Annotated in this window: 14 protein-coding genes; 1 reads left to right on the top strand and 13 read right to left on the bottom strand. The window is 71.7% G+C overall.

Going from position 1 to position 15,305, the window contains the following annotated elements:
• Positions 1-45: 45 nt before the first annotated feature.
• The 4 genes from ACFW0G_RS30090 to ACFW0G_RS30105 are packed head-to-tail and all read right to left on the bottom strand — an operon-like array spanning position 46 to position 2,654.
• The gene (locus ACFW0G_RS30090) at positions 46-813 is read right to left on the bottom strand and encodes an anti-sigma factor domain-containing protein (RefSeq protein WP_378328799.1); all 768 of its coding nucleotides are present in this window, start codon (positions 811-813) and stop codon (positions 46-48) included.
• Complete coding sequence (gene sigK / locus ACFW0G_RS30095; RefSeq protein ID WP_378328800.1) at positions 810-1,406, bottom strand: ECF RNA polymerase sigma factor SigK; 597 nt, start codon at positions 1,404-1,406, stop codon at positions 810-812. The genes ACFW0G_RS30090 and sigK overlap by 4 nt, the downstream gene beginning before the upstream one ends.
• Entirely contained in the window at positions 1,399-2,094 is a 696-nt protein-coding gene (locus ACFW0G_RS30100; RefSeq protein ID WP_378328801.1) for a DUF1365 domain-containing protein, read from the bottom strand. The genes sigK and ACFW0G_RS30100 overlap by 8 nt, the downstream gene beginning before the upstream one ends.
• Positions 2,095-2,144: 50 nt before the next feature.
• Complete coding sequence (locus ACFW0G_RS30105) at positions 2,145-2,654, bottom strand: DinB family protein (RefSeq protein ID WP_378328802.1); 510 nt, start codon at positions 2,652-2,654, stop codon at positions 2,145-2,147.
• Positions 2,655-2,746: 92 nt separating this feature from the next.
• On the opposite strand from ACFW0G_RS30105, the gene ACFW0G_RS30110 reads away from it, so the two are divergent.
• Positions 2,747-3,454, top strand: coding sequence for a heparin lyase I family protein (locus ACFW0G_RS30110; protein WP_378328803.1), 708 nt, complete (start codon positions 2,747-2,749; stop codon positions 3,452-3,454).
• A gap of 64 nt (positions 3,455-3,518) precedes the next feature.
• Here ACFW0G_RS30110 and ACFW0G_RS30115 read toward each other — a convergent pair whose 3' ends face one another.
• From ACFW0G_RS30115 to ACFW0G_RS30155, 9 genes are all read right to left on the bottom strand, one after another.
• Positions 3,519-4,349 (bottom strand): NAD(P)H-binding protein, encoded by an 831-nt coding sequence (locus tag ACFW0G_RS30115; RefSeq protein WP_378328804.1) that lies wholly within the window; start codon positions 4,347-4,349, stop codon positions 3,519-3,521.
• A gap of 174 nt (positions 4,350-4,523) precedes the next feature.
• Positions 4,524-5,327, bottom strand: coding sequence for a cell division protein FtsQ/DivIB (locus ACFW0G_RS30120; RefSeq protein WP_378328805.1), 804 nt, complete (start codon positions 5,325-5,327; stop codon positions 4,524-4,526).
• On the bottom strand, positions 5,324-6,739 hold the full coding sequence (gene murC, locus ACFW0G_RS30125; RefSeq protein WP_378328806.1) for a UDP-N-acetylmuramate--L-alanine ligase: 1,416 nt from the start codon (positions 6,737-6,739) through the stop codon (positions 5,324-5,326). Before murC ends, ACFW0G_RS30120 begins: the two co-directional genes overlap by 4 nt.
• Entirely contained in the window at positions 6,732-7,856 is a 1,125-nt protein-coding gene (murG, locus tag ACFW0G_RS30130) for an undecaprenyldiphospho-muramoylpentapeptide beta-N-acetylglucosaminyltransferase (RefSeq protein WP_378328807.1), read from the bottom strand. The genes murC and murG overlap by 8 nt, the downstream gene beginning before the upstream one ends.
• Positions 7,853-9,370 carry a putative lipid II flippase FtsW gene (gene ftsW / locus ACFW0G_RS30135; RefSeq protein ID WP_378328808.1) on the bottom strand — a complete coding sequence of 506 codons (1,518 nt, stop codon included), beginning with the start codon at positions 9,368-9,370 and terminating at the stop codon, positions 7,853-7,855. Before ftsW ends, murG begins: the two co-directional genes overlap by 4 nt.
• Positions 9,357-10,802, bottom strand: coding sequence for a UDP-N-acetylmuramoyl-L-alanine--D-glutamate ligase (gene murD, locus ACFW0G_RS30140; protein ID WP_378328809.1), 1,446 nt, complete (start codon positions 10,800-10,802; stop codon positions 9,357-9,359). The genes ftsW and murD overlap by 14 nt, the downstream gene beginning before the upstream one ends.
• 3 nt (positions 10,803-10,805) lie before the next feature.
• Positions 10,806-11,891, bottom strand: coding sequence for a phospho-N-acetylmuramoyl-pentapeptide-transferase (gene mraY, locus ACFW0G_RS30145; RefSeq protein WP_378328810.1), 1,086 nt, complete (start codon positions 11,889-11,891; stop codon positions 10,806-10,808).
• Entirely contained in the window at positions 11,888-13,384 is a 1,497-nt protein-coding gene (gene murF, locus ACFW0G_RS30150) for a UDP-N-acetylmuramoyl-tripeptide--D-alanyl-D-alanine ligase (protein WP_378328811.1), read from the bottom strand. Before murF ends, mraY begins: the two co-directional genes overlap by 4 nt.
• Positions 13,381-14,940, bottom strand: a complete 1,560-nt coding sequence (locus ACFW0G_RS30155) for a UDP-N-acetylmuramoyl-L-alanyl-D-glutamate--2,6-diaminopimelate ligase (RefSeq protein ID WP_378328814.1) — start codon at positions 14,938-14,940, stop codon at positions 13,381-13,383. The genes murF and ACFW0G_RS30155 overlap by 4 nt, the downstream gene beginning before the upstream one ends.
• Positions 14,941-15,305: the final 365 nt, after the last annotated feature.

Consider the following 15,305-nt stretch of genomic DNA (forward strand, 5'->3'; position numbering starts at 1 on the left):
CGCGTTCCCCGGCGCAAGAGCAGGAGGCCCGCGGAAGGCACAAGATCACCCCGGCATGGGCATCACGAGCACGACGTCCGCCGACGGCGCGCCGGTCGTCGAACCGCCCGCGCGCTCGATGCTCAACGCGACTTTTTCGGCGCCACGCAGGCCGTTCGCCACGATCATCGATCCGGTCGGGCCGTCGTTGAGCAGCCCGGCCGGGCGCGGCGCGCCCGCGGACGGCATGAGCCAGGCCTGGTAGACGCGGCCCGGCGGCCGGGGCGGCAGCCCGGTGTCCATGAACACCAGCTGATCCATCGACCGCGACGCGACCACCGTCCCGCCGCCGCCGATCGACGCCGACCCGTGCCCGGTCTTCGCGTCCGGCGCGGCGAGGACTCGTGACACCGGCGCGTACGCGGCCTTGGTCCGGTCCAGTTCCTGACGCGCGGCGACGAGATCCTGGTTCTGCGTGTACGCCACCGCCCCGCCGACCCCGGCGAGCGCGAAGCCGATCACCGCCGCCGCGACACCCCAGCGGGACGCCTTGCCGGCGCGGCGCGGGGGCGGCTCGTCGGCGGGATCACGGCGTCCGGACGGCGACAGCTGGCGGGTGGCGTGCATCGTCGCCAGCACGCGGTGCTTGAGCGCGGGCGGCGGTGGCTCGGCCATCGCCATCCCCAGCCGCGCGGCGGTGGCCCGCAGTTCGCGGACCTCCAGCGCGCAGGATTCGCACTGTTCCAGATGCCGCCGGAACTCCGCACGCTCCACATCGGACACCGCGTCGAGCGCGAACGCGCCGGCGAGGGTGTGCATCTCGGGACTGGTCACGACCCCACCCCCAGGCAGTCGCGCAGCCGGATGAGCCCGTCGCGCAGCCGGGTCTTGATCGTGCCCTGCGGGGTGGCCAGCACCTCGGCGACCTCTCGATACGTGTAGCCCTGGTAGTACGCCAGCAGGACGGACTCCCGCTGCAGTTCGGTCAGGTGGTCAAGGCAGCGGCGGACCTGCGAGCGTTCCAGCCGCGCCGTCACCGATTCGGCGACTTCGTCGAACGGCCTGCCCCGCGCCGCTTCGAACGTCGCCTTCTGTTCCCGGTCGGTGCTCGCGCGCGCTGAGCGGACACGATCGACGGCACGGCGGTGCGCCAGTGTCATCGCCCAGTTCAGCGCGCTCCCCTTCGCCGGGGAGTACCGCGTCGCCGTGCGCCACAGCTCGACGAGCACCTCCTGCGCGACCTCCTCGGACTGCGTGACGTCGCGCACGATGCGCCGCACCAGCCCGAAAATCGGCCCGGCCAGGACGTCGTAGAGCTGCTCGAAGGCTCGCTCGTCCCCCTTCGCCACCCGCACCATGAGGTCCTCGGCCGTGAGCCCGGACGGGCCGACGGCCGACAACCGGCGGGGACGCGCGGTCTCATCCATCGAGCTGACCTCCGGCGTTCCGCGGGGTACCGGCCGTGATCCGCGCCCCGATGCCGTCGCCGCGGGCCGGCCGGTGTGGCAGCGAGGGCCGGGCCAGCACGGTGCGGACCAGCCACCACCGCGTCACGGGGCGGCGAACCCCTCGCAGCGTAGCGACAAACGGCGTCCGGTCCTCCTGCTCGGACGCGACGGTCACCGCGAGCAGGGATTCCGGGTTCGGCAGATGCATCCGGTATTCACCGTCCATTGCCGGGAACGGCGAGACGGCGAACCGCTCGCCCGCGCCGGGACGCAGCAGATAGGCGTGCCTGCCGCGGCGAGTGTCGTGCACCTCGGCGACGACACAGGCGAGCGCGCCGTCCGGGCCGTGACACCAGAAAACGGTGATGGGACTGAACGCGTGGCCGAGCGAGCGTGCCCCGGCGAGCATCAGCACCCGGCCGCCGCGCAGGTCGATCCCCCTGCCCGCGAGCCAGGCGTCCAGTTTCGCGCGGATGCTCGCCCTGCCGCCGGGCGCGAAGTGGTCCCGGCCGTCGAAGCGCGCGAAAGGCCGCAGCCACCAGGGCAGCCGGGGCGGGGCGTCGAGGTCGACGAGCCACAGGTAGCTCCGGTGGGCGGACGCGTGCGGCGGCCCGGCCCGCCGGACATACGCGACCGTGGCGTCGTACAGCGCGGTGATCGTGTGCACGCAAGGGCTTCGGGACTGGCGCGTGCCCGGATTGGCTCCGTCCCCGGCGGCTACTCGCCGGTGCTGCCGTCGATCAGTTCCCGCAGCAGGTCGAGGTGCCCGGCGTGCCTGCCGGTCTCCTCGATCATGTGCGCGACCACCCAGCGGACGGTGAGCCGCTTGCCGTCGCGGAACGGGAACTCGTCGGAGAAGCCGAGCCGGGCGACGACTTCGCGGCTGTTCCGGCATTCCGCTTCGTAGGCCGCGACGAGTTCGGTGAGCGGGACGTCCGGGTCGAGCCGGAAGTCGGCGTCGCGGTCTTCGGCGAGGATCGCCGCCCAGGTGTCCGGCTCGCCGCTGAGGATCACGCGGAACCAGTACTGCTCGACGTAGGCCAGATGCCGGACGAGCCCGGCGATCGTGGTCAGTTCGCTGGGCAGCAGCGAACGCCGGGCCTGCTCGTCGCTCAGTCCGGACGCCTTCAGCACCACCGTGGCGCGCAGGTAGTCGAGGAACCCGGTCAGCTGCGCGCGTTCGTCGCCCAGCAACGGTGGTTCCGGTCGTGCCTCGTTCTCGGTCACGGCCCCAGTCTTCCCGATCATCACCGGCATTAGGCGCGTGCGCCCGATCGCCGGTACCGCGACGTTGACACAGTGGCCTATACCTCGGATGTATGAAACGTTCCGCAGTAGCTCTGCTGACGTCCGGACTTCTCGTACTGTCCGCCGCCCCGGCCAGTGCCTCGGTGCTCTGGGACGGCGATGCGGCCAGGGGAACCGGCGTCTTCGGCAATATCAACGGGGAATGCGCCAGCCCGGGCAGCGTGTCGACGGTCAAGGACCCGGTGAAGGGGACGGTGTTCCGCTACGCGAAACCGAGTGGGAGCAACCGGTGCGAGAGCCGGGGAATCAAGGTCGACGGGAGCAAGTACACCTTCCGCAATGGTCAGACCTTTTACCTCGGCTGGTCCTTCAAACTCTCCAATACCGTGAACAACAACGCGGTGTTCCAGTGGAAGTCCTACGGCAACCACATCCAGAACTATCCCGTGGTGCTCAAGATGATCGACGGCAGGCTCTCGTTGCTGCAACGCCAGCCGGACGTCACCAGGGTCATCTGGGACACGCCGATCGCCGCGAACGAATGGCACAAGGTCGTGCTCGGCCTGCACCTGTCGGACCAAACCACCGGGGGCTGGGTCGAGCTGTACGTCGACGGCGCGCAACAGACCTTCACCGACGGCGGGAAACGCTGGGCGTGCCGCACGTTCGACAGCGTCAACGACCCGAAGTGGGGTGTCTACGGCGCGGCGGGCAGCACGGTCGAGAACTACGTCGGCGGCCTCAAGATCGGGACTGCCTACGCCGACGTCTCGGGCTGAGCAGCCACCATGGCGGGCACGGGAACGGCGGGCTTCCGCGCCCCGCCGTTCCCGCGCCGGCGGGTTACCGGAACGCGTCGGCGTTCTTGACCGCCCACTCCGCGTAGGTCATTCCGGGCCTGCCGGTGATCCGCTCCACCTCGCCGGTCGGGACCTGCGGATTCGCTGCCACCCGGCCGAAGCCCTCCACCAGCCAGTCGACGATCTCCTCGGGTATCCCCTGCGCCGCCCACTCCCGCCGATGCTCGTCCGGAGTCAGTTCCACGAACGCGATTTCCTTGCCCAGCGCGGCGCCGATGGCCTCGACCTGCTCACGCTGGCTCACCGCCGCGGGACCGCTCAGCTCGTACGTCTTGCCGACATGCCCGTCGGAGACCAGCGTCCGCGCGGCCACGGCGGCGATGTCCCCGAGGTCGATCGGCGTGATCCTGGCGTCGGCGTAGCTCGTCCGGATCTCTCCGTTCCGCACCATTCCGGCCCAGCCGAGGGTGTTCATCATGAACGCGCCGGGCCGCAGGAAGGTCCAGTCCAGTTCCGCCGCGCGCACCGCCTGCTCGACGGCCTCGAACTCGTGGCCGCTGGACATTTCGTGGCTCTCCCCGACGCTGCTCCCCGACAGCGCCACCACCCGGCGAACGCCTTCCTCGCGCGCCAGCCGGGTGAACTTCTCCACGGTGCGCGCCATCGGCGCGAGATAGACCGCGTCGACTCCCTTCAATGCCAGCGGCAGCGTCGAGGGCTTCGCCAGTGAACCGACGACCACCTCGGCCTCCGGCGGCAACGCCGCCCGCACCGGATCCACCGTGAGCGCCCGGACCCGCTCGCCGGCCGCCACCAGTTCGTCGACCACCAGCCTGCCGACGTTTCCTGTCGCGCCCGTCACCAGGATCGTCACGTGTTCCCCTTATGTCGTATGCCGTACGAAATCGGAGCCGATAGTACGGCATACGGGAACCGCCAAGCCAGTGAAATCGGGGGGATGCTGAAGGACGCCTTCGGTGCGCTGAACGCGCTGAAGGACGCTTTCAGTGCACTGGATGCACTGAAAGCGTCCTTCAGCACTCGCTCGCTACGAGATGGTGGGGAGTTCCGGCGCCGAGACGTCGTAGACCTTGCCCGGCTGGGTCAGCAGCGCCGCGAGCACCTTCGCCTTGCGGTCGGCCTGCTCGGCACTGCCCCAGCGCACGGTCTTCCCGTCGGCCAGCGTGAACTCGACGCTGCCCGGGGTCTTCGCCGACGCACTGGTGACCTGCTTCTGCAGCGGCTGCGGGATCATCCCGAGCACCGCGGTCACCGCGCGGGTCACCGGATCGTCGACGGACACCTTGGGCAGCTTCAGCTGCGGGATCCCGGCAGGGCGGATCTTCACCGTCTTGAACACGACCCCGCCGCCGTCGACGAGGTGGAACCCGTCGCCGCCGGGACCGCTGTCGAAGAAGGCGATCGCGGTCCGCTCGGTGACCGCGATCTCGACGGTGTTCGGCCACGAACGGGAGACCTCGACGGTGGCGATCCCGGACAGCTCGGCGATGCTGTCGCGAATACCGTCGACGTCGACCCGCAGCATCGGCTTGCCGTCCGGGACGCCCGCGGCCGCGCGGATCTGGTCCGCGGAAACGCTCTTCGCGCCCACCACCTCGACGTTCTTGACGCCGAGCAGCGAGCTGAAGAACAGCAGGTACACCCCGCCGATGACGGTGAGCACTATCAGCAGCGCGACCCACCGGCGCCGGATCTCCTTGCGCCGGTTCGGCCGCGGCCGGGTGCGCTGCCGCTCGGCCTCCGTGCGCCGCCCGCGCCTGCTGCGGTCCGGGGGCGCGCCCGTGCGCCCGGCCTCCCTGGCCGGGCCACGGCGCTCCCGCGTCGAGGTCACCCCTGACCGCCCCGCCGATCCAGTTCGGCCAGGATCTCCGGGCCGAGCTGCGTGACGTCCCCGGCGCCCATGGTGACCACCAGGTCGCCCGGCCGCGCCAGATCGGCGACGAGCTTCGCCGCGACGTCGAAGGCGGGCTGGTAGTGCACCGGCACGCTCACCTGGTCGGCGATCAGCGCGCCGGTCACCCCGGGCTCCGGTTCCTCGCGGGCGCCGTAGACGTCCAGCACGACGACCTCGTCGGCCAGCGACAGCGCCGCGGCGAACTCCTTCGAGAACGTCTTCGTCCGCGAGTACAGATGCGGCTGGAACACCACGACGACCCGGCCCGACCCGGCCGCGTGCCGCACGGCGCGCAGCTGGGCGTCGACCTCGGTGGGGTGATGGGCGTAGTCGTCGTAGACCCGGACGTCGCCGGAGCGGCCCTTGAACTCGAACCGGCGCCGGACCCCGCCGAACACCGCGAGGCCCGCGACGAGGCCGTCGAGCGGGGCACCCAGTTCGAGCCCGGCGAGCAGCGCGGCGATCGTGTTGAGCGCCATGTGCTCGCCCGGCACCGCGACCCGGACATCGATCTCCTTGCCCCGCAAGGAGATCCGCACGACACTGCCGTCCGCGGCCGGGGTGTGGGACAGCACCTTCGCGTCATCGTCCCCGGTCACCGAGCGCCCGTACCGGAGCACTCGGACGCCCGCGGCCTCCGCGTCCCCGCCGAGCGCCGCCGCGCCGGGGTCGTCCTCGCACACGATGAGCACGCCGCCGGGCTCGATGCGCCGCACGAACTCGGCGAACACCGCGACGTATGCCTCGGCGGTGCCGTGGTGGTCGAGATGGTCCGGCTCGACGTTGGTCACCACCGCGACCGACGGGGTGTAGGTCAGGAACGAGCCGTCGCTCTCGTCGGCCTCCGCGACGAAAACGCCGCCGGAGCCGTGGTGCGCGTTCGCCCCGGACTCGTTGAGGTCACCGCCGATGGCGAAGGACGGGTCGAGGCGGCAGTTCTGGAGCGCGACGGTCAGCATCGACGTCGTCGACGTCTTCCCGTGCGTCCCGGCGATGCACGCGACCCGGTGCCCCGCCATCAGCCCGGCCAGCGCCTGCGCGCGGTGCAGCACGGGGATCCCGCGCTCCCTGGCGGCGGCGAACTCCGGGTTGCTCTCCTTGATCGCCGTCGACACGACGACCGCGGAGGGCCCCTCCGGGAAGGCGTCGAGGTTCTCGGCTCGCTGGCCGACGAACAGCTCGGCACCCTGGGTGCGCAGCGAGAGCAGCGCGCGGGACTCCTTGGCGTCCGAACCGGACACCCGCGCGCCGCGGGCGAGCAGGATCCGCGCGATCCCGGACATCCCGGCGCCGCCGATCCCGATCAGGTGCGCCCGGCGCAGTTCCTGGGGCAAGGTCTCGTCAAGCACCGGCGGCCTCCAGCACGATCCTGGCGAGCGTCTCGTCGGCCACGCGGTGTCCCATCCCCTCGGCGGCTGCGCTCATCTTCGCGACGCGGTCTGCGTCGGTCACCAGCGGGATCACCAGCTCGGCGATCTTCGCGGCGCTCAGCTCGCCGTCGGCGACCATCAGCGCCGCCCCGGCGTCGACCGCGGGCTGGGCGTTGACCGCCTGTTCCCCGTTGCCGTGCGGCAAGGGCACGAACACCGCGGGCAGCCCGACGGCGGAGACCTCGGCGGCGGTCATCGCCCCGGACCGGCAGACGACGGCGTCGGCCGCGGCGTAGGCGAGGTCCATCCGCTCCAGGTACGGCACCGGCACGTACGCCGGTTTGCCGGGGAACTCCTGGACCACCAGCGTGTTCTTCGGACCGTGCGCGTGCAGCACGCCGACGCCCGCGTCGGCCAGTTCCTTCGCCGCGCCGGACACCGCCGCGTTGATCGACTGCGCGCCCTGCGAACCGCCGAACACCAGCAGCGTCGGGGCGTCCGGGTCGAGCTCGAAGTGCGCGCGGGCCTCGGCCCGCAGCGCGGCGCGGTCCAGCGAGGTGATCGACTGCCGCAACGGGATGCCGACGACCTCGGCCTTCGGCAGCGGCGTGCCGGGGACGGCGACCGCGACCCGCGAAGCGAACCGCGCGCCCACCTTGTTCGCCAGGCCCGGCGACTTGTTGGCCTCGTGCACCACGATCGGTGTCCGGCCGCGCGCGGCCAGGTAGGCCGGGAGCGCGACGTACCCGCCGAACCCGACCACGACGTCCGCGCCGACCCGCTCCAGCACCGCGCGGGTCCGCTTGACCGAGTCACGCACCTTCAGCGGCAGCCGCAGCAGCTCCGGCGTCGGCTTGCGCGGCAGCGGGACGGGCGGGATCAGCTCCAGCGGGTAGCCGCGCGCGGGTACGAGCTTGTTCTCCAGCCCGCGTTCGGTGCCCAGCGCGACGACCTTCGCGTCCGGGCGCAACCGCCTGACCGCGTCGGCGAGCGCGAGCGCGGGTTCGATGTGTCCTGCGGTGCCACCGCCGGCGACCACCACCGTCGGCACCTTGCCCGCGACGGAACGTTCGCCGGGTTTGACGGGCTTACTCACCAATGACCTCTCCGGTTCACGGCACCCCGGGTGCCGCGGTTCGCTGTTGTCCGGGCCGTTTTCCGTGTCACTGCGCGCCTGCCCGGGTCCCGGACCGAGGTGCGGCGCCGTTCCTGCGCCGGCGCCGGACGGGCCGTGCGGGGCGCGGGCCGGGCGGCCTTCGTCCCGCCGCGCACCGCGCCCGCCTTGCGTGCGGCGGGCGGGCGGTACGGGTCGGGTGCTGGCAGCCGCAGCAGGCGTCCGAATTTACCCGGGCCCTGGGACCGCAGCGCGGCCACCGCCTCGGGTTCGTGCCGGGCGGCGTTCGCGAGCACGCCCATCATCAGCATGGTGATCACCAGCGAGGTGCCGCCGTACGAGATCAGCGGCAGGGTGACCCCGGTGACCGGGAGCAGGCCGACGACGTACCCGATGTTGATCCCCGCCTGCGCGACGATGGACACCGTCAGCGTGCCGGCGACGATCCGGATCCACGGGTCGATGTTGCGGGTCGCGATGCGCAGGCCGACGACGGCGACACCGGCGAACAGCGCCAGCACCACCGCGCAGCCGACGAAGCCCAGCTCCTCCCCGATCAGCGCGAAGATGAAGTCGTTCTGCACTTCCGGCAGGTAGCCCCAGTTGGACGCGCCCTGGCCGAGCCCCTTGCCGAACAGCCCGCCGTCGGCGAGCGCGAGCTTGGCCTGGTTGGCCTGGAACCCTTCGCCGCTGGTGTCCGCGTTGGGCGAGAGGAACGACATCACCCTGGCCAGCCGGTACGGCGCGATGATCGCCAGCACCAGCACCCCGGCGAGACCGCCCGCGACGATGACCCCGACGAGCCGTTTCGGCGCGCCCGCGAACCACAGCAGCGAGAGCAGCACGACCGCCAGCGTCACCGTGCCGCCGAGGTCGGGCTGCAGCATGACCAGTGCGAACATCAGCAGCGCGATCGGCACCACCGGGACCAGCAGATGCCGCCACTGGTGCAGCACGTTGTACTTGATCACCAGGATGTGCGCGCCCCAGAAGGCCAGCGCGACCTTGGCGACCTCGACCGGCTGGAAGGAGAACCCGCCGAGCTGGAACCAGCCGCTCGAGCCGTTGACCTCGGCGCCGATGCCGGGCACCAGCACGAGCACGAGCATGCCGAGGCAGAGCACCACCGCGGTGGCCGACATCCGGCGGACGCGTTCGAGCCGGATCCGCAGGCCGATCCAGAACACCACCGCGCCGATCGCGACGAACACCAGGTGCTTGACGAACAGCGAGTACACCCCGCTGCCGGTCTTCGGGTCGTAGGAGGCCACCGAGGACGCCGAGAGGACCATGACGATCCCGATCACGGTCAGCAGCCCGGTCAGCGCGAGCACCAGGTGGAACGAGGCCAGCGGGCGCGAGAGCCAGGCGGTCAGCGCGGAGTTGAACGCGGCGGGCTTCCGCTCGCGGCGCGGCCCGCCCGCGGGCTTGGCCTTCGGACGGCCCCTGGCGGGCCCGTCGGATCCGGTGCGCTGCCCGGCGTCAACCACCGCCATGGGACGACTCCCCCGCACCGTCACGCAGGACACGGACCGCGGCGGCGAACGCGTCGCCGCGCTCGCCGTAGTCGCGGAACATGTCGAGCGAGGCGGCGGCGGGAGCGAGCAGCACGACATCGCCAGGACGCGCCATGGCTCTGGCCGCACTCACCGCCGCAGTCATGGGCTCATCGTCACCCGGAACGAGGCTGTTCACCGGGACATCCGGGGCGTGTCGCGCAAGAGCGGCCGCGATCACCGGCGAATCGACGCCGAGGAGCACGACTCCGCGGAGCCTGCCGGCGACCGAGGCGACGAGTTCGTCGACCGACGCGCCCTTGAGCTGGCCCCCGGCGATCCACACGACGCTGGGGTGCGCCCGCAGCGAGCCGGACGCCGCGTGCGGGTTGGTGGCCTTGGAGTCGTTGACGTAGCGGACGCCGCCGACCTCGGCGACCTCGACCGCGCGGTGTGGCGCGGGCTGGTAGTCCCGCAGGCCTTTCGCGATCACCTCGGCGCCGACGCCGTGCGCGCGGGCCAGCGCGGCGGCGGCGAGCGCGTTCGCGACGTTGTGCGGTCCGGACGGGCGGACGTCGGCCAGCGTCGCCAGCTCCTCGGCGCTGGTCGCCGGATCGGCCACGAAGGCCCGGTCGACCAGCAGCTCCTCGACCACGCCGAGTTCCCCCGCGCGGGGGGTGTCGAGCTGGAAACCGACGCGGCGTGCGTCGGCAGGGGCGTGTTCGTCTGCGATCCGGGCGGACCATTCGTCGTCGGCGTTGTGCACGACGACGGCGGAGCGGTGGTGCGCGCGGCCCTTGGCGGCGGCGTACTCCGCCATCGAGCCGTGCCAGTCGATGTGATCCTCGGCGAGGTTCAGCACCACCGAGGCGGCGGGTGCCAGCGTCGAGGACCAGTGCAGCTGGAAGCTGGACAGTTCCACGGCCAGCACCTCATGCCCGGCCTGGACCGCGTCCAGCACCGCGTAGCCGACGTTCCCGCAGGCCACGGCGTCGAGCCCGGCGGCACGCAGGATCGATTCCAGCATTCCGACGGTCGTCGTCTTGCCGTTGGTGCCGGTCACCACCAGCCACGCCGGTGGCCGCTCGCGCAGCAACCCGACCCGCCAGGCCAGCTCGACGTCGCCGATCACCTCGATCCCCGCCGCGGCCGCGGCGGCCAGCAGCGGGGCCGTCGGGCGCCAGCCGGGGCTGGTCACGACGAGGTCGGTGCCCGCGGGCGGCTCCGTCAGTCCCGGCACCAGCTCGGCGCCGAGGCCGTCCAGTTCGGCCAGCCGCCCGGCGTTGCCGTCGGTGACCGTGACCAGCGCGCCCAGCTCACGCAGCACCGGGACGACCGACTTGCCGGTGACCCCGGCCCCCGCGACCAGGACCTGACGACCCGCGAGGTCGCCCCGGCCTGCGTCCCCGCCGCCCTCAACGGAGGCTGTCACGTGCTATCCCCCGAAGCCCAGCTGCTCGCTGTAGAACAGGCCCAGCCCGAACATGCAGCAGATCGCAGAGAGCAGCCAGAACCGGATGATCACCGTGGTTTCCGCCCACCCGGCGAGTTCGAAGTGGTGATGGAACGGCGCCATCCGGAACAGCCTTCGCCGCGTCGTGCGGAACACCGCGATCTGCGCGACCACCGAGATCATCTCGACCATGAACAGCCCGCCGATGACGATGGCGAGCAGCTCGGTGCGGGTCGTCATGGACAGCCCGGCGACGAGACCACCGAGGGCCAGCGATCCGGTGTCCCCCATGAAGATCTTCGCCGGGGCGGCGTTCCACCACAGGAACCCGACACACGCGCCGGTGGCCGCGGCGGCGACCACCGCGAGGTCCAGCGGATCGCGGACGTCGTAGCAGGCGGCCTGCGGCGGGTAGTTGGCGCAGGACAGCCGCTCCTGCCAGAACGAGATCACCACGTACGTCGCGAGCACCATCGCCGCGGCGCCCCCGGCGAGACCGTCGAGGCCGTCGGTGAAGTTGACCGCGTTCGACCAGCCCGAGATCACGATGTAGCAGAAGATCACGAAGATGATCGACGGGAACGTGATCAGCGCGAGGTCGCGGACGTAGGACAGGTTCTGCGACGCCGGGGTCAGCCCCCGCGCGTCGGCGAACTGCAGCGACAGCACCGCGAACAGCACGGTCACCACGAGCTGGCCGACCAGCTTCGCCGTCTTGTTCAGCCCGAGGTTGCGCTGCTTGCGGATCTTGATGAAGTCGTCGAGGAACCCGACGACGCCGAGTCCCACCGCGAGCATGAGGACCAGCAGCCCGGACGCCGAGGGCATCGCGCCCTTGGAGCTGAGCATCCAGCTGATCAGATGCGCGACGAAGTACCCGACGACCATCGCGATGATGATCGCGACGCCACCCATCGTCGGGGTACCGCGCTTGGATTTGTGTCCCTGCGGGCCTTCCTCGCGGATCTCCTGTCCGAAACCCTGCCGGGAGAAGACCCGGATGAGATAGGGCGTCAGCAGAATGGAGACCAGCAGGCCCGCCGCGGCCGCGATCAGGATGCTGATCACGCGTCACCACCGTTCGAGCGTTCTTGGGCAGGGGCTTGGACTTCTTCGGCTAGGAGAGCGTCGGCCACCCGCCACAGAGCTTCGGACTTGGAGGCCTTCACGAGCACGAGGTCGCCGGCGCGGAGCTGATCATGCAGCAACGCCGTCGCGGCCCCGACATCGGGTACCAGCACCGACTCCTCGCCCCAGGACCCTTCGTGCTGCGCGCCGTGATGCATCGCCGCGGCGCGCTCGCCGATGACGACGAGCCGGGAGATGTTGAGCCGGACCGCGAGCCTGCCAATCTCGTCGTGCGCGTGGACGCGCTCTTCGCCGAGTTCGCCCATCTCGCCGAGCACGGCCCAGGTCCGGCGTTCCCTGCCCATCGACGCCAGCGTCTTGAGCGCGGCGCGGACGGACTCGGGATTCGCGTTGTACGAGTCGTTGAGCACGGTCACGCCGTCGGCGCGGGTGGTGACCTCCATGCGGCGATCCGAGCGCCGCCGGACCGCCGACAGCCGCGCGGCGACGTCCTCGACGGACGTGCCCAGCTCCAGCGCCACGGCCGCCGCGGCGAGCGCGTTGCCCACGTGGTGCTCGCCGAACAGCGGGAGCCGGACCTCGGCCTCGCCCTCGGGCGTGACCAGCTTGAACGACGCCCTCGCCTGCTCGTCCAGCCGCACGTCCACCGCGCGCACCTGGGCGCCCGGGCTCTCGCCGACGCCGACGACCCTGGCCTTCGTCCGGCTCGCCATGGCCGCGACCAGCGGATCGTCGAAGTTCAGGATCGCGACGCCGTCTTCCGGCAGCGCCTCGACCAGCTCGCCCTTGGCCTTCGCGATGCCCTCCCGCGAGCCGAACTCGCCGACGTGCGCACTGCCCACGTTGATCACGACGCCGATCCTCGGCGGGGTGATCGAGGCGGCCTCGGCGATGTGGCCGATCCCGCGCGCGGACATCTCCAGCACCAGGTGCCGGGTCGCGGTGTCCGCGCGCAACGCCGTCCATGGGTGGCCCAGCTCGCTGTTGAACGAGCCGGGCGGCGCGACCGTGGGACCCAGCGGTTCGAGCAGCTGGGCGATGAGGTCCTTGGTCGAGGTCTTGCCCGAGGACCCGGTGACGCCGACGACGGTGAGGCCGTCCGCGGCGAGCCGCTGGACGACGAACCGGGCGAGCTTGCCCAGCGCGGCCAGCACGGCGGCGCCCGAACCGTCCTTGTCCCCGGTCAGCGCGACGGACCGTTCGTTGGCTTGGCCCTCGGCCAGCGGCGGCACGACGATCGCCGGAGCGTCGACCTCGCGGGCGGCCAGCACGGCGACGGCACCGGCCTCGGCCGCCTTGGCGGCGAAGTCGTGCCCGTCGACACGCTCCCCCGGCAGGGCGACGAACAGCCCGCCGGGCGTGACCTTCCTGGTGTCGAATTCGACGCTGCCGGTCACCGTGGCGCTGCCCTCGGCCCGGTGCAGCCTGCCGCCGACGACGCCGGCGATCTCGGCGAGGCTGAGCACGATCACGAAGTCACCTCGAGTTGCTTTCTGATGGCCGCTTCGAGCTCGTCGCGGTCGGAGAACGGATGGACGACGCCCTGGGCCTCCTGGCCGGTCTCGTGCCCCTTACCCGCCACGAACACGATGTCGCCGGGACGCGCGAGGGAGACGGCCTCGGTGATGGCCTCGCGGCGGTCGCCGATCTCCAGCACCTCACCGCCCTGCGCGGGGCCGACGCCCCTGGCACCGGCGAGCATCGCGGCGCGGATCGCGGCGGGATCCTCCGAGCGCGGGTTGTCGTCGGTCACTATGAGCACGTCACTGCGCCGGACCGCGGCCTCGCCCATCATCGGGCGCTTGGCGGTGTCCCGGTCGCCACCGCAGCCGAGCACGGTGATGATCCGGCCCTCGGTCCGCGCCCGCAGCGCGTCGAGCCCCTGCGCGACCGCGGCGGGCTTGTGCGCGTAGTCGACGACCGCGGTGAACGGCTGGCCGAGGTAGACCCGCTCCATCCGGCCCGGCACCTCGACCGCGGCGAGCCCTGCCACGATGTCGTCGAGCCCGACCCCGGCGTTGGCCAGTATCGCGGCCGCGAGGACCGCGTTGGCGACGTTGAACTCGCCCGGCAGGGGGATCCGCGCCCGCGCGCTGAGCCCGTCCGGGCCGTGCAGGGTGAACGACTGCTCCCCGGCCGAGGTCGCGGCCAGGTCGGTGGCCCGCCAGGCGGCGTCCGTACCCGGCTCGGTGGACACCGTCACTGTCTGCGGGGTCAGCAGCGCCTGGCCCCACGCGCTGTCCACGACGACGATCTCGGTGGTCGAGCGCCCGTCGAACAGCAGCGACTTGGCGGCGAAGTACTCCTCCATGTCGCGGTGGAAGTCCAGGTGGTCCTGGGAGAGGTTGGTGAACGCGCCGATCGAGAACCGGGTCCCGTTGACCCGGCCCAGCGCGAGCGCGTGGCTGGAGACCTCCATCGGCACGTGCGTGACGCCGCTTTCGAGCATCACCGCGAGCAGCGCCTGCAGATCGGGGGCCTCCGGCGTGGTGAAGCCGCTGACCAGCCGCTCCCCCGCTATCCGGGTCTCCACGGTGCCGATCAGCCCGGTGGTGATCCCGGCGGCCTTGAGCCCCGCGTCGACCAGGTAGGACGTCGTCGTCTTGCCGGAGGTCCCGGTGACCCCGAGGACCGACAGCTGCAGCGACGGCTCGCCGTAGATCCACGCGGCGATCGAGCCGAGCACGGCTCGCGGGTCGGGGTGCACCAGCACCGGGACGCCCGCGTCGCGCAGGGCGGGCCGGGCCGCGCCCTGTTCGTCGGTCAGGACCGCGGCGGCGCCGCCCGCGACCGCCTGGTCGCTGAAGTCCGCGCCGTGGGCGCGGGCACCGGGCAGCGCGGCGAAGAGGTCGCCGGGCAGGACGTGCTGGGCGCGCAGGGTGGTCCCGGTGACGGTCAGCTCCGCCGCTTCGGGACCGTCGGCGATCAGCCGCGCGTCCGCGCGGGCGAGCAGCGTGGCGAGCGGGACCGGTTCGATACGCGCGGGCCGTGGGGGCGCGGCGACCGCCTTGACCGGGCTGTCCGGCAAAGACACCGCGGCCCCTGGCGAGGCACTGTGAGGACTGGACGAGGACACCGACACGGCAGGAAGGCTACTGGTGCGCGGTTCCGGTTCGTTCAGGCGGTACGCCATTTCCCGCTTCCCGGCTCCGGCATGCTATGAGGCTTGCCCGCAAAGCCTTGTCCCGCAAGGTTTTCCCAGCTGGAGCACTGATTCATGTGGACACACGCCGCTATTGATCATGCCGGGGACGGAACGTTTTCCGGCCTGCACGTGCACAAGCCACGAATAGGTTGCTTTTCTGTGCGAATTCCCGCCCGCGGTCCCGATGCTCACATGCCGTTAAGGCCACCTTACGGGCGTCGGACGCCCGTAAGGTGGCCTTAACGGCA

It is taken from the genome of Amycolatopsis sp. NPDC058986 (assembly GCF_042741125.1).
Taxonomy (GTDB): domain Bacteria; phylum Actinomycetota; class Actinomycetes; order Mycobacteriales; family Pseudonocardiaceae; genus Amycolatopsis.